Genomic DNA, 20,095 nt, shown 5'->3' with positions numbered 1-20,095 from the left:
CCTAAAAGGAGGAAAATATTTCATGGCAAGAAAAATGAAAACCATGGATGGCAACAGCGCAGCCGCGCATGTTTCCTATGCGTTTACCGACGTTGCCGCCATCTACCCCATCACGCCCTCTTCCGTGATGGCGGACGAGACCGACAAATATGCCGCCGCAGGCCGCAAGAACCTGTTCGGCAGAGAGGTCCGCGTCACCGAGATGCAGTCTGAGGCTGGCGCCGCCGGCGCTGTGCACGGCTCTCTGGCGGCCGGTGCCCTTACCACCACCTACACCGCCTCTCAGGGCCTGCTGCTGATGATCCCCAACATGTACAAGATGGCCGGCGAGCTGCTGCCCAGCGTTATCCACGTCTCCGCCCGTACGGTGGCCACCCATGCCCTGAACATCTTTGGCGACCACTCCGACGTGTATGCCTGCCGTCAGACCGGCTACGCGATGCTGTGCGCCAATTCCCCTCAAGAGGTCATGGATCTGGGCGCTGTAGCCCATCTCTCCGCGATCAAGGGCCGTGTACCCTTCCTCCATTTCTTCGACGGTTTCCGCACCTCTCACGAGATCCAGAAGATCCAGGTTTGGGATTACGAGGATCTGGGCGACCTGCTGGATTGGGACGCTGTGAATGAGTTCCGCCGCCGCGCCCTGAACCCCGAGCACCCTGTGCTCCGCGGCCAGGCCCAGAACGGCGATATCTTCTTCCAGGCCCGCGAGGCTTGCAACAAGTATTACGACGCCGTGCCCGAGGTTGTTGTTGACTACATGAACAAGGTCAACGAGAAGATCGGCACCGACTATAAGCCCTTCAACTACTATGGCGCTCCCGATGCCGATAAGGTCATCATCGCCATGGGTTCCGCCTGCGAGACCATCGAGGAAGTCATCGACTACCTCAACGCCGCCGGCGAAAAGGTTGGCCTGGTGAAGGTCCATCTGTACCGTCCCTTCGTGGCCAAGTACCTGCTGGACGTGCTGCCCGAGACCGTGAAGAAGATCTCTGTCCTGGACCGCACCAAGGAGCCCGGCTCCATCGGCGAGCCCCTGTATCTGGACGTGCTGGCCGCCATCAACGGCACCCAGTTTGCCACCTGCCCCGTGTACACCGGCCGCTACGGCCTGGGCTCCAAGGATACCAAGCCCAGCGATATCATCGCCGTGTACCGCAACATGGAGAAGGACGAGCCCAAGAAGCGCTTCACCATCGGCATTGTGGACGACGTGACCCATCTGTCTTTGGATGCCACCGAAGATCCCGATACCGCTCCTGCCGGCACCACCTCTTGTAAGTTCTGGGGCCTGGGCTCCGACGGTACCGTGGGCGCCAACAAGAACTCCATCAAGATTATCGGCGACCACACCGACATGTACGCCCAGGGCTATTTTGACTATGACTCCAAGAAGTCCGGCGGCCTGACCATCTCCCACCTGCGCTTTGGCCACACCCCCATCAAGTCCACCTATTACATCTCCAAGGCGGACTTCGTGGCCTGCTCCAACCCCGCTTACCTGGAGACCTACGACATGGTCCAGGATCTGAAGAAGGGCGGCAGCTTCCTGCTGAACTGCTCTTGGGACGCCCAGGAGCTGGACGAGCGCCTGCCCGGCAAGGTGAAGAAGTTCATTGCTGACAATGACATCAACTTCTACACCATCGACGCCTTTAAGATCGGCAAGGAGCTGGGCCTGGGCACCCGCACCAACACCGTGCTCCAGTCCGCCTTTTTCTCCATTGCCAAGATCATCCCCGAAGAGGATGCTATCAAGTATATGAAGGACGCCGCCACCAAGTCTTACAGCCGTAAGGGCGACGCCATTGTCAAGATGAACCACGACGCCATCGACCGCGGCGCTACCGGCTACGTCAAGGTGGACGTGCCCGCCTCCTGGAAGGACGCTGTGGACGATTCTCAGAAGAAGGTTGCTACCGGCAACCGTCCCGAGCTGGTGGACTACGTCAACAACGTGGTGTTCCCCGTGAACTCCTTCCACGGCAAGGACCTGCCTGTCTCCACTTTCGAGAACTACGCCGACGGCACCTCTCCCCAGGGCACCGCTGCTTACGAGAAGCGCGGCGTGGCTGTGGATGTCCCCGAGTGGATTGTGGACAACTGCATCCAGTGCAACCAGTGTTCCTATGTGTGTCCCCATGCGGTCATCCGTCCCATCGCTATGACCGATGAGGAGCTGGCTGCCGCTCCCGCTGGCACCAAGGCCAAGCCCATGACCGGTGTCCCCGGCATGAACTTCGCCATGGTCATCTCTCCGCTGGACTGCACCGGCTGCGGCTCCTGCGTGACCACCTGCCCCGCCAAGAACAAGGCCCTGAAGATGGCCCCCATCGACTCTCAGCGTGACCAGGAGGCCGTGTTTGAGTATGGCATCAACCTGCCTGCCAAGGAAGAAGTGGCTGCTAAGTTCAAGGAGACCACCGTCAAGGGCAGCCAGTTCAAGCAGCCCTTGCTCGAGTTCTCCGGCGCTTGCGGCGGCTGCGGCGAGACTCCTTACGCCAAGCTGGCTACCCAGCTGTTCGGCGATAAGATGTTCATTGCCAACGCCACCGGCTGCTCCTCCATCTGGGGCGGTTCCGCTCCCGCCACTCCTTACACCGTGAACAAGGCCGGCCATGGTCCCGCTTGGGAGAACTCCCTGTTCGAGGACAACGCCGAGTTCGGCCTGGGCATGGCCCTGGCTCAGAACGCTGTTCGCGGCCGTCTGGCTGAGTTGACCGAGAAGCTGATTGCTGTGGATTACGCCACTGCCGAAATCAAGGAAGCCGGTCAGAAGTGGCTGGATACCATGAACGACCGCGCCGCCAACGACCAGCCCGCTAAGGATTACATCGCTGCCCTGGAAGCTGGCGTCATCGAAGGCTGCACCTGCGAGGCCTGCACTCTGGCTTCCCAGATTCTGAAGGATAAGGATTACCTGGCCAAGAAGTCCATGTGGATTCTGGGCGGCGACGGCTGGGCCTACGATATCGGCTTCGGCGGCCTGGACCATGCTCTCGCTTCCGGCGAGGACATCAACGTCCTGGTCTTCGACACCGAGGTGTACTCCAACACCGGCGGCCAGGCTTCCAAGTCCACTCCTTGCGGCTCCGTGGCGCAGTTCGCTGCCACCGGTAAGGCCACCAAGAAGAAGGACCTGGCCGGCATCGCCATGACCTACGGCTACGTCTACGTGGCTCAGGTGGCCATGGGTGCCGACATGAACCAGTGCATCAAGGCCTTCTCCGAGGCTGAGAGCTACCATGGCCCCTCCATCATCCTGGCTTACGCTCCCTGCATCAACCACGGCATCAAGGGCGGCATGGGCGTCTCCCAGGTGGAGGAGAAGAAGGCTGTGGCCGCTGGCTACTGGCACAACTTCCGGTTTGACCCCCGCCGCGCTGACGAGGGCCAGAACCCCTTCCAGCTGGACAGCAAGGCTCCCAGCGCTTCCTACCGCGACTTCATCATGGGCGAAGTGCGCTACAACAGCTTGACCCGTTCCTTCCCGGACCGCGCCGAGAAGCTGTTCGCCAACGCCGAGAAGTACGCTGTGGAGAAGTACGAGCGCCTGAAGAAGATGGCCGAGTAATCGTCCTTCTTTGGATGACTGTCTCTAAATAGCGCGATACAAAAGCCCCTGACCGGGGAAACCGGCCAGGGGCTTTTTGTGCGCCTGTGGGGGCGGGCTGCGTGTCAGCGAAGCCCGTCGGGAGCGGTGGGCAGATCGCCCAGGTTATTGCTTTCGCTGCCATCGGGCAGAGAGCGCAGGTACTCGCTGCCGTTGCGGCTGGCGATGGCCACGCCACGGATGCCGCCCTGCTTGGCCAGGGCCACGCCCTCCCGCTTGGAGAGCACCCGGCCATCGGAGAGCTCATATCCAGAGACCTTGCCGTTTTTCCGGATGAGGCCTGTGATGGTTTTGGCGTCCTTGTTGGGGACAGGGTTCATAATGTTGATGTTGGCGGGCAGATTTCCAATGCGTCCAGCCTGTTCCTTCATGGTGAGGACCTTCCTTTCCTAGCGCGTAGCGCGGCGTTTCAAATGGGGTTCACAGCTAGTTTTGTACCCCAAGGCCCCCGTTATACGGGAAAATTCTATTCCCCCAAGATTTCCCGCTGCTTTTTCTTGGAGAGTCCTGCCAGCACCAGCCGGTAAGAGGTTTCCATCAGCTCCCGCACCAGGTGGTCCGGCACGCTGCCTTCCAACCTGATAGAGCTCCAGTGTTCCTTGTTGCAATAGTAGCCGGGGAGAATATCCTCGTACTGTTCCCGCAGGAAGCAGTTCTCCTCCGGCGGCAGTTTCAGGGTGAGCAGGGCGTCGTTCCCGGCCCCGTCCTTGCAGATGGCGCCGAACAGCTTGCCGCCCACCTGGAAGCGGGTCCACTGCCACTCCTCCTTAAAGTCCCGGACAGCGCCGGGCTTTTGGGCCAGTTCTTCAAAGATCCAGGGATAATTCACAGTGGGCGCCTCCTCAAAGTTTTCTCCATTCTAGCACGGAAAAACTTCCCCCGCAACCGGGAAAACTAAGGATTGCTTTTTTCTGCAAAATGGGATACAATCGTATCTGTATGAGCACTGCAAGGAATACGGCGGAAAGGAATGGTGACAAGCCATGAACGCTCAAGAACGGAAAGACCTTCAGGTCACCGCGGCGAAGGTTCGCCTCGGCATCATCGAAGGCGTGTTCCACGCCAAATCCGGCCACCCGGGAGGCTCTCTCTCCGCGGCCGATCTCTTCACCTATCTCTATTTTAAGGAAATGAACATTGATCCCCAGAATCCCAAAAATCCGGACCGGGACCGTTTTGTGCTTTCCAAGGGCCACTGCGCTCCGGGCCTTTATGCCACTTTGGCGCAGCGGGGCTATTTTGATGTCAGCGAGCTGCAAAAGCTCCGCCATATTGGCGCCATGCTTCAGGGCCACCCGGATATGAAGGGCACCCCCGGTGTGGACATGAGCTCCGGCTCTCTGGGCCAGGGCATCTCCGCCGCGGTGGGCATGGCCTTTGCCGGCAAGCTGGACAAGAAAGACTACCGGGTTTACACCCTGCTGGGCGACGGCGAAAGCGAAGAGGGCCAGGTGTGGGAGGCTGCTATGTTTGCGGGCCACCATCAGCTGGACAACCTGTGCGTCATTTTGGACTACAACGGCCTGCAGATCGACGGCCCCGTGGCAGAGGTGGGGGGGCCCGCTCCCTTCGAACCCAAATTTGAAGCTTTCGGCTTTGAGACCATCACCGTGAATGGCAATGATTTTGACGAGCTGGAGAAAGCTTTTGACGCAGCCCGGGCCTGCAAGGGCAAGCCCTTTGCCATCATCGCCAAGACTACCAAGGGCAAGGGTGTTTCCTACATGGAAAATCAGGTGGGCTGGCATGGCAAGGCCCCCAACGCAGAGGAATATGAAGTGGCCATGAAGGAACTCAAGGAGAATCTGGAGGTGCTGCAGAATGGCTGAAATGGTGAAAAAAGCCACCCGTGAGAGCTTTGGGGAAGCCCTCACCGCCTTGGCTGAGACGAACCCCGACATTGTGGTGCTGGACGCCGACCTGGCGGAGGCCACCAAAACCGGCATCTTCAAAAAGAAGTACCCCGAACGCTTTATTGACTGCGGCATCGCAGAGTGCAACATGATCGGCATTGCTGCCGGCTTGGCTACCTGCGGCAAGGTGCCCTTTGCGGCCTCTTTTGCCATGTTTTCTGCGGGCCGCGCCTTCGAGCAGGTGCGCAACTCCGTGGGCTACCCCCATCTAAACGTAAAAGTGGTGGGTTCCCATGCAGGCATCTCTGTGGGGGAGGACGGCGCCACTCATCAGTGCTGCGAGGATATTGCCCTTATGCGCTCCATTCCCGGCATGGTGGTGCTCAACCCTGCCGACCACTATGAGATGCAGGCCGCCGTTAAGGCTGCGGCTGCGTATGTGGGCCCGGTGTACATCCGCTTGGGCCGTCTGGCTGTAGAGAGCGTTCACAACAACGACGATTACCGGTTCGAGCTGGGAAAAGGCATTACCCTGCGGGACGGCAAGGACATCACCATCATCGCCACCGGCCTGCTGGTGCAGGAGGCTGTCAAGGCCGCCAAGTCCCTGGAGGAAGCCGGTATTGACGCCCGCGTCATCGACATCCACACCATCAAGCCCTTGGACCAGGAGCTGGTCCTGAAGGCCGCCAAGGAGACTGGCCACATTGTGGTGGCAGAGGAGCACAACGTCATCGGCGGCCTGGGGGAGGCTGTGGCCTCTTACCTCAGCGAGGTGTATCCCACTCCCGTCACCAAGATTGGCGTCAACGACACATTCGGCCATTCCGGCCCTGCTGTGGACCTGCTGAAGGAGTTCGGCCTGTCCGCGGAAAATATCGAAGCCACTGTAAAAAGGGTTCTGGACAAGTAAGTCCGGCAAGGGGCTGCCGCTTTGCGGCGGCCTTTTTTGTTCCAGCAGGCAAGGCGGAAAGGAGCGCTTTATGGAACGGATCATTCGAGAGGCGGCTTTGGCGGATTGTTCCGCCATTACCCGCCTAAACCGGGAGGAAATGGGCTACGATTATCCCCAGGAAAAGACCTTTGTTAAGCTGCAGGCATGCCTGGCAAACCCTGCCCATAGAATTTTTGTGGCGGAATGGGGGGGAGAGGTGGTGGGCTACCTTCACCTGGAAGAGTACGATGTGCTCTATGCCGGCCACATGGTGAATGTGTTGGGGATCGCCGTCTCCAGTGCCTGGCGCCGCCAGGGGGTGGGCAGGGCCCTCCTGTCCGCCGGAGAAGCCTGGGCCCGTTCCAAAGGGGCAGTGGCAGTGCGCCTTGTCTCCGGAGAGGCCAGGAAAGGCGCCCATGCCTTTTACCAAAACCTGGGATACACGGGCAATAAGCTCCAGCGGAACTTCAAGAAACCCCTGTAAAATGGACGGCCTCTGCCGCCCTTTTTTTGCGGGGAGCAGGCTGAAATTTATGAAGAGAATGTTAAAAGTCAATTTTTTCAAAAAAGCCCCTTGACTTTTACTGACCATGTGGCTACAATAGTCTTAGCACTCGGGAATAAAGAGTGCTAAATTCCCGAGACGCCAGATCCTTCCTATCGGGGGAAGGGCCCCTGGCGGACCACGAGAGCATTTCCTTTTTCGCTGAATATTCCAGCGGTTTTAGCATTCTCCCCCGCAGAGTGCGAAAACATCAGATAGAGGCGGGGAGAAAGGAATGGGCCGCAAATCTCAGAATACTATCAGGCCCAGGTGTTGTGTTATGACGATCAAACCCCTTTTTGACAGAGTGCTCATCCAGACGGAAGAGGCAGAGGAAACCACGAAGAGCGGCATCGTGCTGGCTGCCAAAAGCCAGGAGAAGCCCCAGATCGCCCGCGTGATCGCTGTGGGCCCTGGCGGTGAGGTAGATGGCAAAGAGGTGAAGATGTACCTGAAGGAAGGCGACCGGGTCATCTGCGCCAAGTACAGCGGCACAGAAGTGAAGGTGGATGGCGAGGAGTACACCATCGTCCGGCAGAGCGACGTGCTGGCCGTTGTGGAATAAAAATTGCGTTTATCCCATTCTTTTGATTTCTGATTTTTATTTGAGAGAAGAAAGGATTTGACATACTATGGCTAAGAAAATCATCTATGGCGAGGACGCCCGCAAGGCTCTGCTTTCCGGCGTCAACCAGCTGGCGGATACCGTAAAGATCACTCTGGGGCCCAAGGGCCGCAATGTGGTGCTGGATAAGAAGTTCGGCGCCCCCCTCATCACCAACGACGGCGTCACCATCGCCAAGGAAGTGGAGCTGGAGGACCCCTTTGAGAACATGGGCGCCCAGCTGGTGAAGGAAGTCGCCACCAAGACCAACGATGTGGCTGGCGACGGCACCACCACCGCCACCCTGCTGGCCCAGGCCCTGGTCCGCGAGGGCATGAAGAACGTCACTGCCGGCGCCAATCCCATGGTGCTCCGCGGCGGCGTGCAGAAGGCCACCAAGGTCGCTGTGGACGCCATTGAGAAGAACGCCCATCAGGTTTCCGGCACCAAGGATATCGCCCGTGTGGCGGCTGTTTCCTCTTCCAGCGACGAGATCGGCCAGCTGATTGCCGACGCCATGGAAAAGGTCACCTCTGACGGCGTTATCACCGTGGAAGAGTCCAAGACCGCTGAGACCTACAGCGAGGTCGTGGAAGGCATGATGTTCGACCGGGGCTACATCACCCCCTATATGGCCACGGATACCGACAAGATGGTGGCCGAGCTGGATGAGCCCTATATCCTCATCACTGATAAGAAGATCTCCAATATCCAGGAAATCCTCCCCCTGCTGGAGCAGGTGGTCCAGTCCGGCAAGAAGCTGCTCATCATTGCCGAGGATGTGGAGGGCGAGGCCCTGACCACCCTGATCCTGAACAAGCTGCGCGGCACCTTCACCTGTGTGGCTGTCAAGGCCCCCGGCTTTGGCGACCGCCGCAAGGAGATGCTGGTGGATATCGCCACCCTGACGGGCGGCCAGGTCATCAGCGAGGAGCTGGGCCTGGAGCTGAAGGACACCCAGATCTCCCAGCTGGGCCGTGCCCGCCAGGTGAAGGTGGACAAGGAGAACACCATCATCGTGGATGGCGCTGGCAACTCTGAGGACATCAAGAGCCGCGTCAGCCAGATCCGCGCCCAGATCGAGACCACTACCTCTGAGTTTGACAAGGAGAAGCTCCAGGAGCGCCTGGCCAAGCTGGCTGGCGGTGTGGCTGTCATCAAGGTTGGTGCTGCCACTGAGATTGAGATGAAGGAGAAGAAGCTCCGCATCGAGGACGCTCTGGCTGCCACCAAGGCCGCTGTGGAAGAGGGCATTGTGGCCGGCGGCGGCACCGCTCTCATCGACGCCATCCCCGCTGTGAAGGCCTATGTGGATTCCACCGAGGGCGACGAGAAGACCGGCGCTTCCATCGTGCTGAAGGCCCTGGAAGAGCCCGTGCGTCAGATCGCTGCCAACGCTGGCATCGAGGGCTCCGTCATTGTGGAGCAGCTGAAGAAGGACGGCAAGGTTGGCTACGGCTACAACGCCCTTACCGGCGAGTTCCAGGATATGATTGAGGCCGGCATTGTGGACCCCACCAAGGTGACCCGCTCTGCCCTGCAGAACGCCTCCTCTGTGGCTGCTACGATCTTGACCACCGAGAGCCTGGTGGCCGATATCAAAGAGCCCGCTCCCGCTGCCCCTGCGGCTGGCGGCGAGATGGGCGGCATGTATTGATGCGCCCCAAAGGCTGAAAACACATCGAGTGAAGAAAAGGTCTCCAGCGCAGGCTGGGGGCCTTTTTGCGCGCCTTGACAGCCCCTTGCCCCGGCCGGTATAATGAAAGCCAAAGAAGGGGGCGTGAACGGTGAAGAGCATTGGCATCGACTTGGGAACCACCAGCATCAGCGTCAATGTGGTTTCTTTTCCCGGCCTGACCGTATGGGGAAAGGAGACCTTGGAAACGGGGGGATTTCTGGAAAGCCCCCATTCCTGGGAGCGGGCCCAGGACCCGAAGAGTGTTCTCTTCCGGGTGCGCCAGGTCCTGGACAGCCTTCTGGACCAGTGCCCGGACGTGGCCGCCATCGGCCTGACAGGCCAAATGCACGGCATCCTCTATGTGGACGGGGAGGGTAATGCCCTCAGCCCGCTGTACACCTGGCAGGACGGCCGGGGAGGGCTTCCCCTGTCCCAGGGTAAAAGCGCCTGCCAGCTGTTGGGGGAAAAGGGCGCCCGCTGCGCCCCGGGCTATGGGATGGGCACCCATCTGTACAACTTGAAAATGGGCCTGGTGCCCCCGGGGGCCCAGAGCTTCTGCACCCTGGCGGACTGGCTGGGCATGGCCCTCACCGGCCGGGAACGCCCCTTGCTCCACCAGAGCCAGGCGGCGGCCCTGGGCCTCTATGACAGCGCCTCCCGCTCTTTTCAGGAGGAGATCGCCCGGTCTGTGGGGATGAACCCCGCCCTTTTCCCCTCGGTCACGGGGGAGCTCTCCCTGCTGGGAGAGTACCGGGGCGTGCCCGTCAGCGTCTCCCTGGGGGATAACCAGGCCAGCTTTTTGGGCTCGGTCCGCCGGGCCCGCCAGACCCTGTTGGTCAATGTGGGTACAGGGGCCCAGATCTCCCTGTACGCAGAGCGGCCTTTCCAAGCGCCGGGCGCCGAGTCCCGCCCCTTCTTGGGCAGCTCTTGCCTGCTGGTGGGCTCTACCCTGTGCGGGGGCGCCGCTTACGCCGCCTTAGAGGGCTTTTTCCGAGAGTACGCCGTGGCGGCCGGAGCCCCGGACCAGCCCCAGTATGACGTGATGGCCCGCCTGCTGAAGGAGGCGCCCAGCCGTCCCTGGCAGGTGTGTACCGCCTTTTCCGGCACCCGGGAGGATCCCAGCGCCAGTGGTTCTGTCCAAGGCCTCCGCCGGGAAGACCTCCATCCCGCCGGCTTTATCGCAGGTGTGCTCTACGGCATGGCCCAGGAGCTTTACGGCTTGTATCAAGTGATGAAACCGGGGGCGGGGCTTCCGCCCCAGAATCTGGTGGCCTCCGGCAACGGGGTGCGCCGGAACCCCTGCCTTCAGCGCGCCTTGGCCGAGACCTTTTCCATGCCCCTCTCCCTGGTGGAGGCCCAGGAGGAGGCGGCCTTCGGGGCGGCACTCAGCGCCCTGGGCGCCACGGGACGGCTGTCCCTGAAGGAGCGGCTGGGAATTGAGTGACTTCCTCTGTGCCGAAGGCAGAGAGGCCGAAGGACCGCATTGCGTTTTCTTTACAGAGATTTTACCCGCTTGTGCTTGCGGGTGTCCTGTACCCTTGCTATGCTGAAAAAAGAAAGGCGCTGCAAGGGGAACCCTGCTTGTCTTGTGCAGCGCCGCATAGGATGGGGCGCAGGTTCGCGCCCCGGAGAGCGAGGTGCCATGATATGGATGAGAAGGGTTTCCGGCAGCTGGCAGTGGAGGCTTTGGCCTGGTTGAGAGAATATCCCCAGCGGGCGGCAGGGCTGGGTCTGTTTTTCTTGGGCTGCCTGTTGGCTGCCTTGGTGAGAGGCGGGGGAGACCCCCTTCGGGACTTTGCCTCCGGCACGGCGCTGGGACTGGGCGTGGGCTGTATGGCAGTGGGGGCCGTGTTCTTGGCCCTGTCCCTGCGGAATAAGTGACACCCTTTTGCCTGTGACGGTGATGGCATAACGCCTTGGAAATTCCTGCTGCAGGGGGAGGCGGCGCCGCTTAGAAGCGCAGGGAATCAAGCGAGAAGAAAAACCGGGCCCGGGGCGTTTTACGCGCCCGGGCCCGGCCTGTTTAGCCGCCAGGAAACAGATCTCCCTTGAACCCCCGTGAACAACGAAAAAGCTGCATTTTGATTTCTCAAAATGCAGCTTTTAACTTGTCTGACTGTTCAGAAAAATACTCGCTACAAACGCGGGCGAAAAGGCAAAAGAAAACCCGAGCCTGGAACGCGAATTGCGTCCAGGCTCAGTCTGGCGGAGAAGGAGGGATTTGAACCCTCGCGCCGGTTTCCCGACCTACTCCCTTAGCAGGGGAGCCCCTTCACCACTTGGGTACTTCTCCATGGTGAAATATGAAAAACGCTATCAACCGCTTGTAGCAGAACTGGCAGGTGGCGGAGAGGAAGAGATTCGAACTCTTGGTCCCTTGCGGGATCACTAGTTTTCAAGACTAGCTCCTTAAACCACTCGGACACCTCTCCATCTCTGAGGCGAGATTTATGATATCATATTCCCATGGAAAAGTCAACGGTTTTTTTCCAGAAGTATCCGGTCTCCCAATTCAGGGGTTTCTGTGCCGTGCAGCAGCTCGCACAGCGCAATGGCCGGCAGGGAAAGGCCCAGCCAAAGAAGGGAGTAGGGAAGGCACACCTGGCCCAGCAGGTTCAGGGGCACCTCCGAGTAGTCCCAGATGCGCAGGCCCAGCACCCGGTTAAGCAGAATTCCCAAAGCAAATTCAACCCCTGTAATCACCCCCGCCCCCGCGGTGCACCGGCTGAGCATGTCCCTGTCCTTCAAACGGCTGCAGCAAACCCGGTCGATCAGGCACAGGCACAGCCCTCCTGCCAGCGCCATGGAAGAGTGCGTCCTGCCCCGCCAGGCCATTTCCAGTGCAGGATACAGGCAGCTGCCCGTCAGGAATAAAAGCGCTTCCGTATACATAAACTATGCCCCCTTGGAAAAGTATTGCGCGTTTGCTAGTATTGCCTCGCTTGGGGCGGTTTATTTCCACTTTCCGTGGGAAATCTCGGAAACGCCTTGTATTTTCCGGCCCTTTTCCCTTATAATAGTCACAATGGCAGGCACGCCCTTTAAAGGGCGCCAGCTGAAAATCGGGAAGGAGTGTTCGCTTATGAGGATCCTTGTCACCGGCGGCGCCGGATATATCGGCAGCCACACCTGTATTGTCCTGCTTCAGCAAGGCCATGAGGTGGTCATTGTGGATAACCTCTGCAACAGCAAGCCCGTGGCTGTGCAGCGCATCCAGGAGCTTTCCGGCAGGAAAGCCGCCTTTTATCAATATGACCTTCGGGATGAAGAACATCTGCGCCAAGTCTTTCAGAAAGAGAAGATCGACGCGGTCATCCATTTCGCCGGCCTGAAAGCCGTGGGGGAGTCTGTCTCCATCCCTCTCAAATATTACGACAACAACCTGATGTCCACCCTGGTGCTTCTTAAGGTGATGAAGGAGTTCGGCGTGGGCAACTTTGTGTTCAGCTCTTCCGCCACCGTGTACGGCAATCCCGCCTCTGTGCCCATCCGGGAGGATTTTCCCCTCTCCACCACCAACCCTTATGGCGCCACTAAGCTGATGATCGAGCGCATCCTCACCGACTGCGCCCACGCGGACCCAGAGTTCCACCCGGTGCTCCTGCGGTACTTCAACCCGGTGGGCGCCCACGAGAGCGGCAAGATCGGGGAGGACCCCAACGGCATCCCCAACAATTTGGTGCCCTATATCACCCAAACCGTGGTGGGCAAGCGGGAGAAAGTCCACGTCTTTGGCGGCGACTATCCCACCTCTGACGGCACTGGCGTGCGGGATTATATCCATGTGGTGGACCTGGCCCAGGGCCACGCCGCTGTGCTGCCCCTGTTTGAAAAGGGCTTCGCCGGGACCAAAATCTACAATTTGGGCACCGGAAAGGGCTACTCCGTGCTGGAGATGATCCAGGCCTTTTCCAAGGCGGCGGGCAAAGATATTCCCTACGTCATCGACCCCCGCCGGCCCGGGGATATCCCGGCCTGCTACGCCGACTGCACCAGGGCCTATGAGGAGCTGGGCTGGAAGGCGGAAAAGACCTTAGACGACATGTGCGCGGACTCTCTGCGCTGGCAAAGGATGAATCCCAATGGCTTTGAAGATTGAACGAAAACTGATATTGGCCTCCGCCTCTCCCAGCCGGAAGATGCTGTTGGAGCAGGCGGGCCTGGATTTCGAGGTGGTGGTTTCCGGCGTGGACGAGACCGTTCCCCCGGACTACACCCCCGCCCAGACCGTGGAGGCTCTGGCCCAGCGCAAGGGGCAGGCCGTACAGGCCCTCCGCCCGGAGGCGCCCATCATCGCCGCGGACTCTGTGGTGAGCATCGACGGCCTGATCTTGGGCAAGCCCAAGGATGACGAGGCCGCCAAGGCCACTTTGCGCCGCCTCTCCGGCCGCACCCACGAGCTCATCACCGGGGTGTGCCTGCTGATTCACGGCCGGATGGACCTGTTCCACCAGGTCACCCGGGTGACCTTTTACCCTCTGACAGAGGAGGAGATCGCCGAGTATGTGGCCCTGGGGGAGTCCCGGGGCCGGGCCGGAGCCTACGGCATCGAAGGCATCGGCGTGGTGCTGGTCCAGTCCATCCAGGGGGATTACCCCAACATCGTGGGCCTGCCCGTGGCGGAGACCATCCGCCGCCTACATAAGCTCTTAGGGGGCTGATATCCCCGCCCGCACCTGAACATGCCTCCCCGCGTAGGATGGAAGGTGGAGGTGAGTCCATGAGCGGGACGATACATAGGCTGCGGCTGAGCCGCCGGGGAGGAAGACGGAAGGGGAAGGGAAAAGCGCTGCTGGCCTTTGCGGCTGCCCTGCTGGCAGGGGGGCTGTCCTTTTCCGAATGGGGCCTGGGCTCCATCTCGGAGGAGCTGACCCAGGAGGCCGCCCGGGGCTACGTGCTCTCCTGCGTAAACCAGGCGGTGGCCCAGGCGCTGGAAGAAGAGCAGGCTTTCGTCATCGTAGAGCGTGACGAAGCCGGGGCGCCCCTGGCCGTCCACACCGACGCCGCGGCATTGAACGCCCTGCGGGTGCAGGTGCTGGAGCGCTTGGAGGAGACCCTCAACGGCAGCGTGACAGTGGAGGTTCCCGCGGGCAGCCTGACGGGCATTGCCCTGCTCAACGGCCGGGGCTTTCCCGTGCCCCTGTCCATGAACCTGGAGGCCGCGGCGGACCTGTCCTTTCACACGGAGTTTGTCTCCGCTGGCATCAACCAGAGCTGCCACCGGGTCACTATGACGGTGACAGTGCAGGCCTATTCCCAGTCCCAGCGCTTTCAAACCCAGGCCCAGGTGGAGACCTCCACCGTGCTGGCAGAGACGGTGCTGGTGGGACAGGTGCCGGAAATGGCCCTTTTGGAAAATCAATAGAAGGAACGAAGCTATGGAAAAACAAGAAGCACAGCGCCGGCTGGCGGAGCTGCGGGAGCAGGTCCGCTACCACAGCCGGAAATATTATACGGAGGACGACCCGGAGATCAGCGACTTTGAGTATGACCAGCTCTACCGCCAGCTGGAGACCTTGGAGGGGGAGTATCCCGAACTGGTCACGGAGGATTCCCCCACGCAGAAAATTGGCGGGGCGGTGTACAACACCTTTGCCGAGGTGGTCCACCAGGTGCCCCTGGAGAGCCTCCACGATTCCTTCTCCCAGGAGGAACTGCGGGACTTCGACCGCCGGGTGCGGGAGGCCGTGGGGGACGTGGAGTATGTGGCGGAGCCCAAGTTCGACGGGCTCTCCGTGGCCCTGGAGTACCGGGACGGCCTGTTTGTCCGGGGTTCCACCCGAGGGGACGGCGTCACCGGCGAGGATGTGACGGAGAACATCCGCACCATCCGCTCCGTGCCCAAGATTCTGCGGGAGCCCGTCCCATTTTTGGAGGTCCGGGGCGAGGTGTACATGTCCGACCAGAGCTTCCAGCGCCTCTGCGCCCGGCAGGAGCTTCTGGAAGAGAAGCCCTTTAAAAACCCCCGCAACGCCGCGGCGGGCTCCCTGCGCCAGAAGGACCCGAAGATCACCGCCCAGCGGGAATTGAGCATCTTTGTCTTCAACGTCCAGCAGGTGGAGGGCCATGCCCTCTCCCGCCACGACGAGTCCCTGAAGTGGCTTGGGAAGCTGGGCTTTCCCGTGCCGCCCCTGTACCGCACCTCCGGGGATATGGAGGAGATCCTCTCCTTCATCCAGGAGATCGGGGACAAGCGGGGTGAGTTCAACTTCCCCATCGACGGGGCTGTTGTCAAGGTCAATGACTTCGCCCAGCGGGAAGAGCTGGGCAGCACCGCCAAGTTCCCCCGGTGGGCCGAGGCCTTTAAGTATCCCCCAGAGGAGAAGGAGACCACCCTGCTGGACATCGAGGTGAACGTGGGCCGCACCGGCGTGCTTACCCCCACCGGCCGTTTTGAGCCCGTGACCCTGGCGGGCACCACTGTCAGCCGGGCCACCCTCCACAACCAGGATTTCATCGCGGAGAAGGACATCCGTGTGGGCTCCCGGGTGGTGCTGCGCAAGGCCGGGGAGATTATCCCTGAGGTGGTGGCGGTGCTCTCCCACCCTGAGGGCTCCCAGCCCTATCACTTGCCGGAGACCTGCCCCTCCTGTGGGGAGCGGGTCACCCGGGTGGAGGGGGAGGCGGCCACCCGCTGCACCAACCCCCAGTGCCCGGCCCAGCTGCTGCGCAACCTCATCCACTTTGCCAGCCGGGACGCCATGGATATCGACGGCCTGGGCCCCGCCATTTTAGAGCAGCTGCTCCAGGCGGGGATGGTGGCCTCTCCGGCGGACCTGTACACCCTGCAGGTGGCCCAGCTGGAAAAGCTGGACCGCTTCGGCAAAAAGAGCGCCGAGAACCTGGTGGCCGCGGTGGAGCGCTCCAAGCAGAACGACCTGTACCGGCTGGTGTATGCCCTGGGCATCCCCCACATTGGGGCCAAGGCGGCCCAGGTGCTCTGCGGGGCCTTCCCCACCATGGAGGCCATCCAGAACGCCCCGGAGGAAGAGCTCTCCCAGATCGAGGGCTTTGGGGGCATCATGTCTCAAGAGGTGGCAGCCTTCTTCCAGAAGGAGTCCGCCCGGGCCCTGGTCTCCCGCCTTAAGGAGCTGGGGGTGAATATGGCCGCCCAGCAGCAGGAGGCCAAGGGCACCTTGTTGGCGGGCAAGACCTTCGTGCTCACCGGCACCCTGCCCACCATGAGCCGGAAGGAGGCAAGCCGGCTCATCGAGGAAAACGGGGGTAAGGTCACCTCTTCCGTTTCCAAAAAGACAAGCTATGTGCTGGCCGGGGAAGAGGCCGGCAGCAAGCTGGAGAAGGCCCTTCAGCTTGAAATCCCTGTGCTCACGGAGGAGGAGCTCCTCCAGATGATAAAAAGCGAGTAGAGAAAGGCGGAAAGAATATGATCTGCAAATTCGAGGAATTGTATCAGCAGGAGGCTGCCTCCCAGCGGCCCCGCTACCAGGCCCTGCGGGAGGGCTTTGCCAAGCAGTTCGGCAGCGACGCAGGCGGCGAATACTTCAGCGCCCCCGGCCGCACCGAGGTGGGCGGCAACCACACCGACCACAACCACGGCCGGGTGCTGGCCGCCGCGGTGAACCTGGACGCCGCGGCCTATGCCCGCAAGACAGAGAACGGCATCGCTGTGCTGAAGTCTGCGGAATACCCCAAGCTGGATATGGTGGACCTGAACGACCTGTCCGTCCATCCTGAGGAGGAGGGCACCTCCGCCGCTCTGCTGCGTGGCGTGTGCGCCCGCTGCAAGGAGCTGGGTTACAAGATTGGCGGCTTCGAGGCATTCACCATGACCCGGGTTCTCAAAGGCTCCGGCCTCTCCAGCTCCGCCGCTTTTGAGGTCCTGATCGTCACCATCCTCAGCCACCTGTACAACGATGGGCAGATCGACCCGGTCACCGCGGCCAAGATCGCCCAGTATGCGGAAAACGTGTACTTTGGCAAGCCCTCCGGCCTGCTGGACCAGATGGCCAGCTCTGTGGGCGGCTTCACCTCCATCGACTTCAAGGACCCGGAGGCTCCCGTCATCGAGAAGGTGGACTTCGACATCAGTGACCAGGGCTACGCTCTCTGCGTGGTGGACACCGGCGGCAACCACGCCAACCTCACCGGCGAGTACGCCGCCATTCCCGCGGAGATGAAGCAAGTGGCCGCTTATTTCGGCAAGAAGTTCCTGCGGGAAGTGGACGAGAAGGAGTTCTACGAACATATCGGCGACATCCGCAAGCAGACCGGCGACCGGGCCGTGCTGCGGGCCATGCACTTCTTCGACGATGACCGCCTGGCCTGGGAAGAGGCCCAAGCTCTCCGCGCCGGGGATTTTGAGGCTTTCAAGGGGATGGTGCTCTCCTCCGGCCGTTCCTCCTTCCAGCGGCTGCAAAACGTCTTCGCTGTGGTGGACCCCCAGGAGCAGGGTTTGACCCTGGCCCTGGCCCTCACGGAAAAGCTTCTGGAGGGAGAGGGCGCTTGGCGCGTTCACGGCGGCGGCTTCGCGGGGACCATCCAGGCTTATGTGCCCCTGGCGCGCCTGGAGGAGTACCGTGCCGCCATGGAGAAAGTCTTTGGCGAGGGCGTCTGCTACACCTTGTCCATCCGCCAGGCGGGCGGCACTAAGGTGGAGTTTTGATAAAACTGCTTTGAGACGAAAGAGCCTCCGGTTTGCCGGGGGCTTTTTTGGCGCCTGAAAATCCCTTTGCGGGACGTGCAGATTGCCAGGGCAAGCGGCAATGCCGCTGCCCGCCGGTAAATCCGGCCCTGGCGGCGGCTTGTTCTTTTCCCACGGCCAAAGATAGGAAGGGCTTTTCCCTTGCGGTTTTTCCCGAATTGTGCTATACTACCTACAGGTTGTGCCCGGAAGACAAGGGGAACACAGCCTGTATTTATGGATGAGGAGTGTGGCCCTTGGAAAACCAGCTTGCCCAGGAAGAACTTTCCCGGCAGAAACTCTATATGGCCGATGTGGCTGAGATGATGAAAGTCCGGGCCCGGGGGCCGGTGCCCCTGGCCTATGTGCGCACCTACGGCTGCCAGCAGAATGTGGCCGACGGGGAGAAAATCAAGGGCCAACTCAGCGAGATGGGCTTTGAATTCGCCGGTTCCCCTGAGGAGGCGGATTTTATCCTCTTCAACACCTGCGCTGTGCGGGAACACGCCCAAGACCGGGTCTTTGGCAACGTGGGGGCCCTGAAGAACATCAAGCGCCGCCATCCCGCCACCATCATCGCCGTGTGCGGCTGCATGACGGAGCAGGAGCACGTGGCCGAGCGCTTTAAGAAGAGCTATCCCTTTGTGAATATCGTCTTCGGCACCCACGTCATCCACCGGCTGCCGGAGATGCTCTACACCACCCTCACCGATTCCAAGCGGGTGTTCCTGCGGGGCCACGAGGGGGAAGAGGTCCTGGAGGGCATCCCCACCCGCCGGGACGGCACCTCCCGGGCTTGGGTGACGGTGATGCTGGGCTGCGACAACTTCTGCTCTTACTGTATCGTGCCCTATGTGCGGGGCCGGGAGAAGAGCCGCCGCCCGGAGGAGATCGTCAGCGAGTGCCGGGAGCTCATCCAGGCCGGCTACAAGGAGATCACCCTTTTGGGCCAGAACGTCAACTCCTACGGCAAGGGATTGGAGGAGCCGGTGAACTTCGCGGAGCTTCTCCGCCGCATCGACGCCATCCCTGGGGATTACCGCATCCGGTTTATGACCTCCCACCCCAAGGACGCCAGTAAAGAACTTTTCGACGTCATGGCCCACAGCCAGCACATTCCCCATTACATCCACCTGCCCTTCCAGTCCGGCAACGACCGGGTCTTGCGGGAGATGAACCGCCGCTACACCCGGGAACAGTATCTGGAGCTGATCCGCTACGCCCGCAGCGTCATGCCGGATGTGAGCTTTACCTCCGACGTGATCGTGGGTTTCCCTGGGGAGACCTACGAGGAGTTTCAGGACACTCTCTCCCTGATCCGGGAGGTGGAGTTCACTTCCTTGTTCACCTTCATCTACTCCCCCCGGGAGGGGACGAAAGCGGCCAAAATGCCGGACCCCGTCTCCCACCAGGAGAAGACCCAGTGGTTCGCGGAGCTGTTAAAAGTTCAGGAGGAGGTCGCCGCCCAGCGCAGCGCCGCCATGGTGGGCCAGACCTACCGGGTGCTGGTGGAGGAGCGAAACGAAAAGTCCGGCCTGCTTTCGGGCCGCACGGCCTCCAGCGTGGTCATTGACTTCCCCGGCGGGGAGGAGCTTATTGGCCAGTACGCCCAGGTGAAAGTCACCGCCGCCCGCAGCTGGATGCTTTCGGGGGAGCTGGCGGAGTGACGCCTCACCCCGCACCGGCGCAACGGTTTTTGGAAAAGGGGCCGCAAGGCTTTTTGCAATATTTTAAGAAAGTTCAAATTCAATTCATAAGGAGAAATTACAATGGATATCATCGAAATGACAAGAGAACTGGGCCGGGCCCTGCAGAACGACGAGCGCTACATCGCCATGATGGCGGCCCGCCAAGCCAGCGACGAGGACGAGGCTTTGCAGGAGGCTATTGGCGAGTTCAACTTAAAGCGCATGGCCATTTCCAACGAGGCCCAGAAGGAGGAGCGCAACGAGGAGACCCTCCGCCGCCTGAACGACGAGTTCCGGGCTGTGTATCAGAAGATCATGGAGAACGAGCACATGCTCCGCTATAACGACGCCAAAAACGAGTTTGATGCCCTGCTGCAGCAGATGACTGGCATCCTCAGCTTGTGCGCCGAGGGCGAGGACCCCGCCACCTGCGATGCGTCCTCCTGCGGCGGCAACTGCTCCAGCTGCGCCGGCTGCCACTGAGAGAAACACGGGGACGGCCCGCGCCCCCTGGAAATGGAAAGGGTTGGTTAAAGC

Annotated in this window: 18 protein-coding genes and 2 tRNA genes; 15 read left to right on the top strand and 5 right to left on the bottom strand. The window is 60.9% G+C overall.

Annotated elements, in window-relative coordinates; all coding sequences use genetic code 11:
* Nucleotides 1-22: 22 nt before the first annotated feature.
* The gene (nifJ, locus tag ODJ80_RS06135) at nt 23-3,577 is read left to right on the top strand and encodes a pyruvate:ferredoxin (flavodoxin) oxidoreductase (protein WP_263041358.1); all 3,555 of its coding nucleotides are present in this window, start codon (nt 23-25) and stop codon (nt 3,575-3,577) included.
* A 104-nt stretch (nt 3,578-3,681) separates the two neighbouring features.
* Here nifJ and ODJ80_RS06130 read toward each other — a convergent pair whose 3' ends face one another.
* Together ODJ80_RS06130 and ODJ80_RS06125 are read right to left on the bottom strand one after the other, a co-directional pair.
* Nucleotides 3,682-3,987 (bottom strand): DUF3892 domain-containing protein, encoded by a 306-nt coding sequence (locus ODJ80_RS06130; protein ID WP_178862603.1) that lies wholly within the window; start codon nt 3,985-3,987, stop codon nt 3,682-3,684.
* A gap of 95 nt (nt 3,988-4,082) precedes the next feature.
* Nucleotides 4,083-4,445, bottom strand: a complete 363-nt coding sequence (locus tag ODJ80_RS06125) for an MmcQ/YjbR family DNA-binding protein (protein ID WP_263041357.1) — start codon at nt 4,443-4,445, stop codon at nt 4,083-4,085.
* 154 nt (nt 4,446-4,599) lie between these two features.
* Here ODJ80_RS06125 and ODJ80_RS06120 point away from each other — a divergent pair, with 154 nt between their 5' ends.
* From ODJ80_RS06120 to ODJ80_RS06090, 7 genes are all read left to right on the top strand, one after another.
* Entirely contained in the window at nt 4,600-5,445 is an 846-nt protein-coding gene (locus ODJ80_RS06120) for a transketolase (RefSeq protein WP_263041356.1), read from the top strand.
* Nucleotides 5,438-6,382 (top strand): transketolase family protein, encoded by a 945-nt coding sequence (locus tag ODJ80_RS06115; RefSeq protein ID WP_263041355.1) that lies wholly within the window; start codon nt 5,438-5,440, stop codon nt 6,380-6,382. Before ODJ80_RS06120 ends, ODJ80_RS06115 begins: the two co-directional genes overlap by 8 nt.
* A gap of 70 nt (nt 6,383-6,452) precedes the next feature.
* Nucleotides 6,453-6,887, top strand: a complete 435-nt coding sequence (locus ODJ80_RS06110) for a GNAT family N-acetyltransferase (RefSeq protein ID WP_263041354.1) — start codon at nt 6,453-6,455, stop codon at nt 6,885-6,887.
* 340 nt (nt 6,888-7,227) lie between these two features.
* Nucleotides 7,228-7,512 carry a co-chaperone GroES gene (locus ODJ80_RS06105; RefSeq protein ID WP_178862613.1) on the top strand — a complete coding sequence of 95 codons (285 nt, stop codon included), beginning with the start codon at nt 7,228-7,230 and terminating at the stop codon, nt 7,510-7,512.
* 67 nt (nt 7,513-7,579) lie between these two features.
* A complete protein-coding gene (gene groL / locus ODJ80_RS06100; protein ID WP_178862615.1) occupies nt 7,580-9,208 on the top strand; it encodes a chaperonin GroEL in 1,629 nt (542 codons plus the stop codon).
* A gap of 130 nt (nt 9,209-9,338) precedes the next feature.
* On the top strand, nt 9,339-10,673 hold the full coding sequence (locus ODJ80_RS06095; protein ID WP_263041353.1) for a sedoheptulokinase: 1,335 nt from the start codon (nt 9,339-9,341) through the stop codon (nt 10,671-10,673).
* Between the two features lie 203 nt (nt 10,674-10,876).
* Nucleotides 10,877-11,110 (top strand): hypothetical protein, encoded by a 234-nt coding sequence (locus tag ODJ80_RS06090; protein WP_263041352.1) that lies wholly within the window; start codon nt 10,877-10,879, stop codon nt 11,108-11,110.
* 322 nt (nt 11,111-11,432) lie between these two features.
* Here the strand turns inward: ODJ80_RS06090 and ODJ80_RS06085 are convergent.
* The 3 genes from ODJ80_RS06085 to ODJ80_RS06075 all read right to left on the bottom strand — a co-directional run bounded on the left by ODJ80_RS06085 (nt 11,433) and on the right by ODJ80_RS06075 (nt 12,121).
* Nucleotides 11,433-11,522 (bottom strand) — tRNA-Ser (locus ODJ80_RS06085).
* A gap of 50 nt (nt 11,523-11,572) precedes the next feature.
* Nucleotides 11,573-11,661, bottom strand: a tRNA-Ser gene (locus ODJ80_RS06080).
* Between the two features lie 43 nt (nt 11,662-11,704).
* Nucleotides 11,705-12,121: a putative ABC transporter permease gene (locus ODJ80_RS06075; RefSeq protein ID WP_178862621.1), complete on the bottom strand. Its 417-nt coding sequence runs from the start codon at nt 12,119-12,121 to the stop codon at nt 11,705-11,707.
* Between the two features lie 190 nt (nt 12,122-12,311).
* Here ODJ80_RS06075 and galE point away from each other — a divergent pair, with 190 nt between their 5' ends.
* The 7 genes from galE (at nt 12,312) to ODJ80_RS06040 (ending at nt 20,041) form a co-directional block, all read left to right on the top strand.
* Complete coding sequence (galE, locus tag ODJ80_RS06070) at nt 12,312-13,328, top strand: UDP-glucose 4-epimerase GalE (RefSeq protein ID WP_263041351.1); 1,017 nt, start codon at nt 12,312-12,314, stop codon at nt 13,326-13,328.
* The gene (locus tag ODJ80_RS06065) at nt 13,312-13,890 is read left to right on the top strand and encodes a Maf family protein (protein ID WP_263041350.1); all 579 of its coding nucleotides are present in this window, start codon (nt 13,312-13,314) and stop codon (nt 13,888-13,890) included. Before galE ends, ODJ80_RS06065 begins: the two co-directional genes overlap by 17 nt.
* Before the next feature lie 59 nt (nt 13,891-13,949).
* Entirely contained in the window at nt 13,950-14,594 is a 645-nt protein-coding gene (locus ODJ80_RS06060) for a sporulation protein YunB (RefSeq protein WP_263041349.1), read from the top strand.
* Between the two features lie 13 nt (nt 14,595-14,607).
* Complete coding sequence (gene ligA, locus ODJ80_RS06055) at nt 14,608-16,596, top strand: NAD-dependent DNA ligase LigA (RefSeq protein ID WP_263041348.1); 1,989 nt, start codon at nt 14,608-14,610, stop codon at nt 16,594-16,596.
* A 17-nt stretch (nt 16,597-16,613) separates the two neighbouring features.
* Nucleotides 16,614-17,852, top strand: a complete 1,239-nt coding sequence (locus ODJ80_RS06050) for a galactokinase (protein ID WP_263041347.1) — start codon at nt 16,614-16,616, stop codon at nt 17,850-17,852.
* A gap of 275 nt (nt 17,853-18,127) precedes the next feature.
* Nucleotides 18,128-19,537, top strand: a complete 1,410-nt coding sequence (miaB, locus tag ODJ80_RS06045) for a tRNA (N6-isopentenyl adenosine(37)-C2)-methylthiotransferase MiaB (RefSeq protein ID WP_263041346.1) — start codon at nt 18,128-18,130, stop codon at nt 19,535-19,537.
* Nucleotides 19,538-19,639: 102 nt separating this feature from the next.
* Complete coding sequence (locus ODJ80_RS06040; RefSeq protein WP_178862634.1) at nt 19,640-20,041, top strand: YlbF family regulator; 402 nt, start codon at nt 19,640-19,642, stop codon at nt 20,039-20,041.
* Nucleotides 20,042-20,095 lie beyond the last annotated feature (54 nt).

Origin of the sequence: Acutalibacter sp. LFL-21, from assembly GCF_025630755.1 — a bacterium.
Lineage (GTDB): Bacteria > Bacillota > Clostridia > Oscillospirales > Acutalibacteraceae > Acutalibacter > Acutalibacter stercoravium.
The sequence above is the reverse complement of the archived record's forward strand: the minus strand, read 5'-3'. Positions and strand labels throughout refer to the sequence as shown.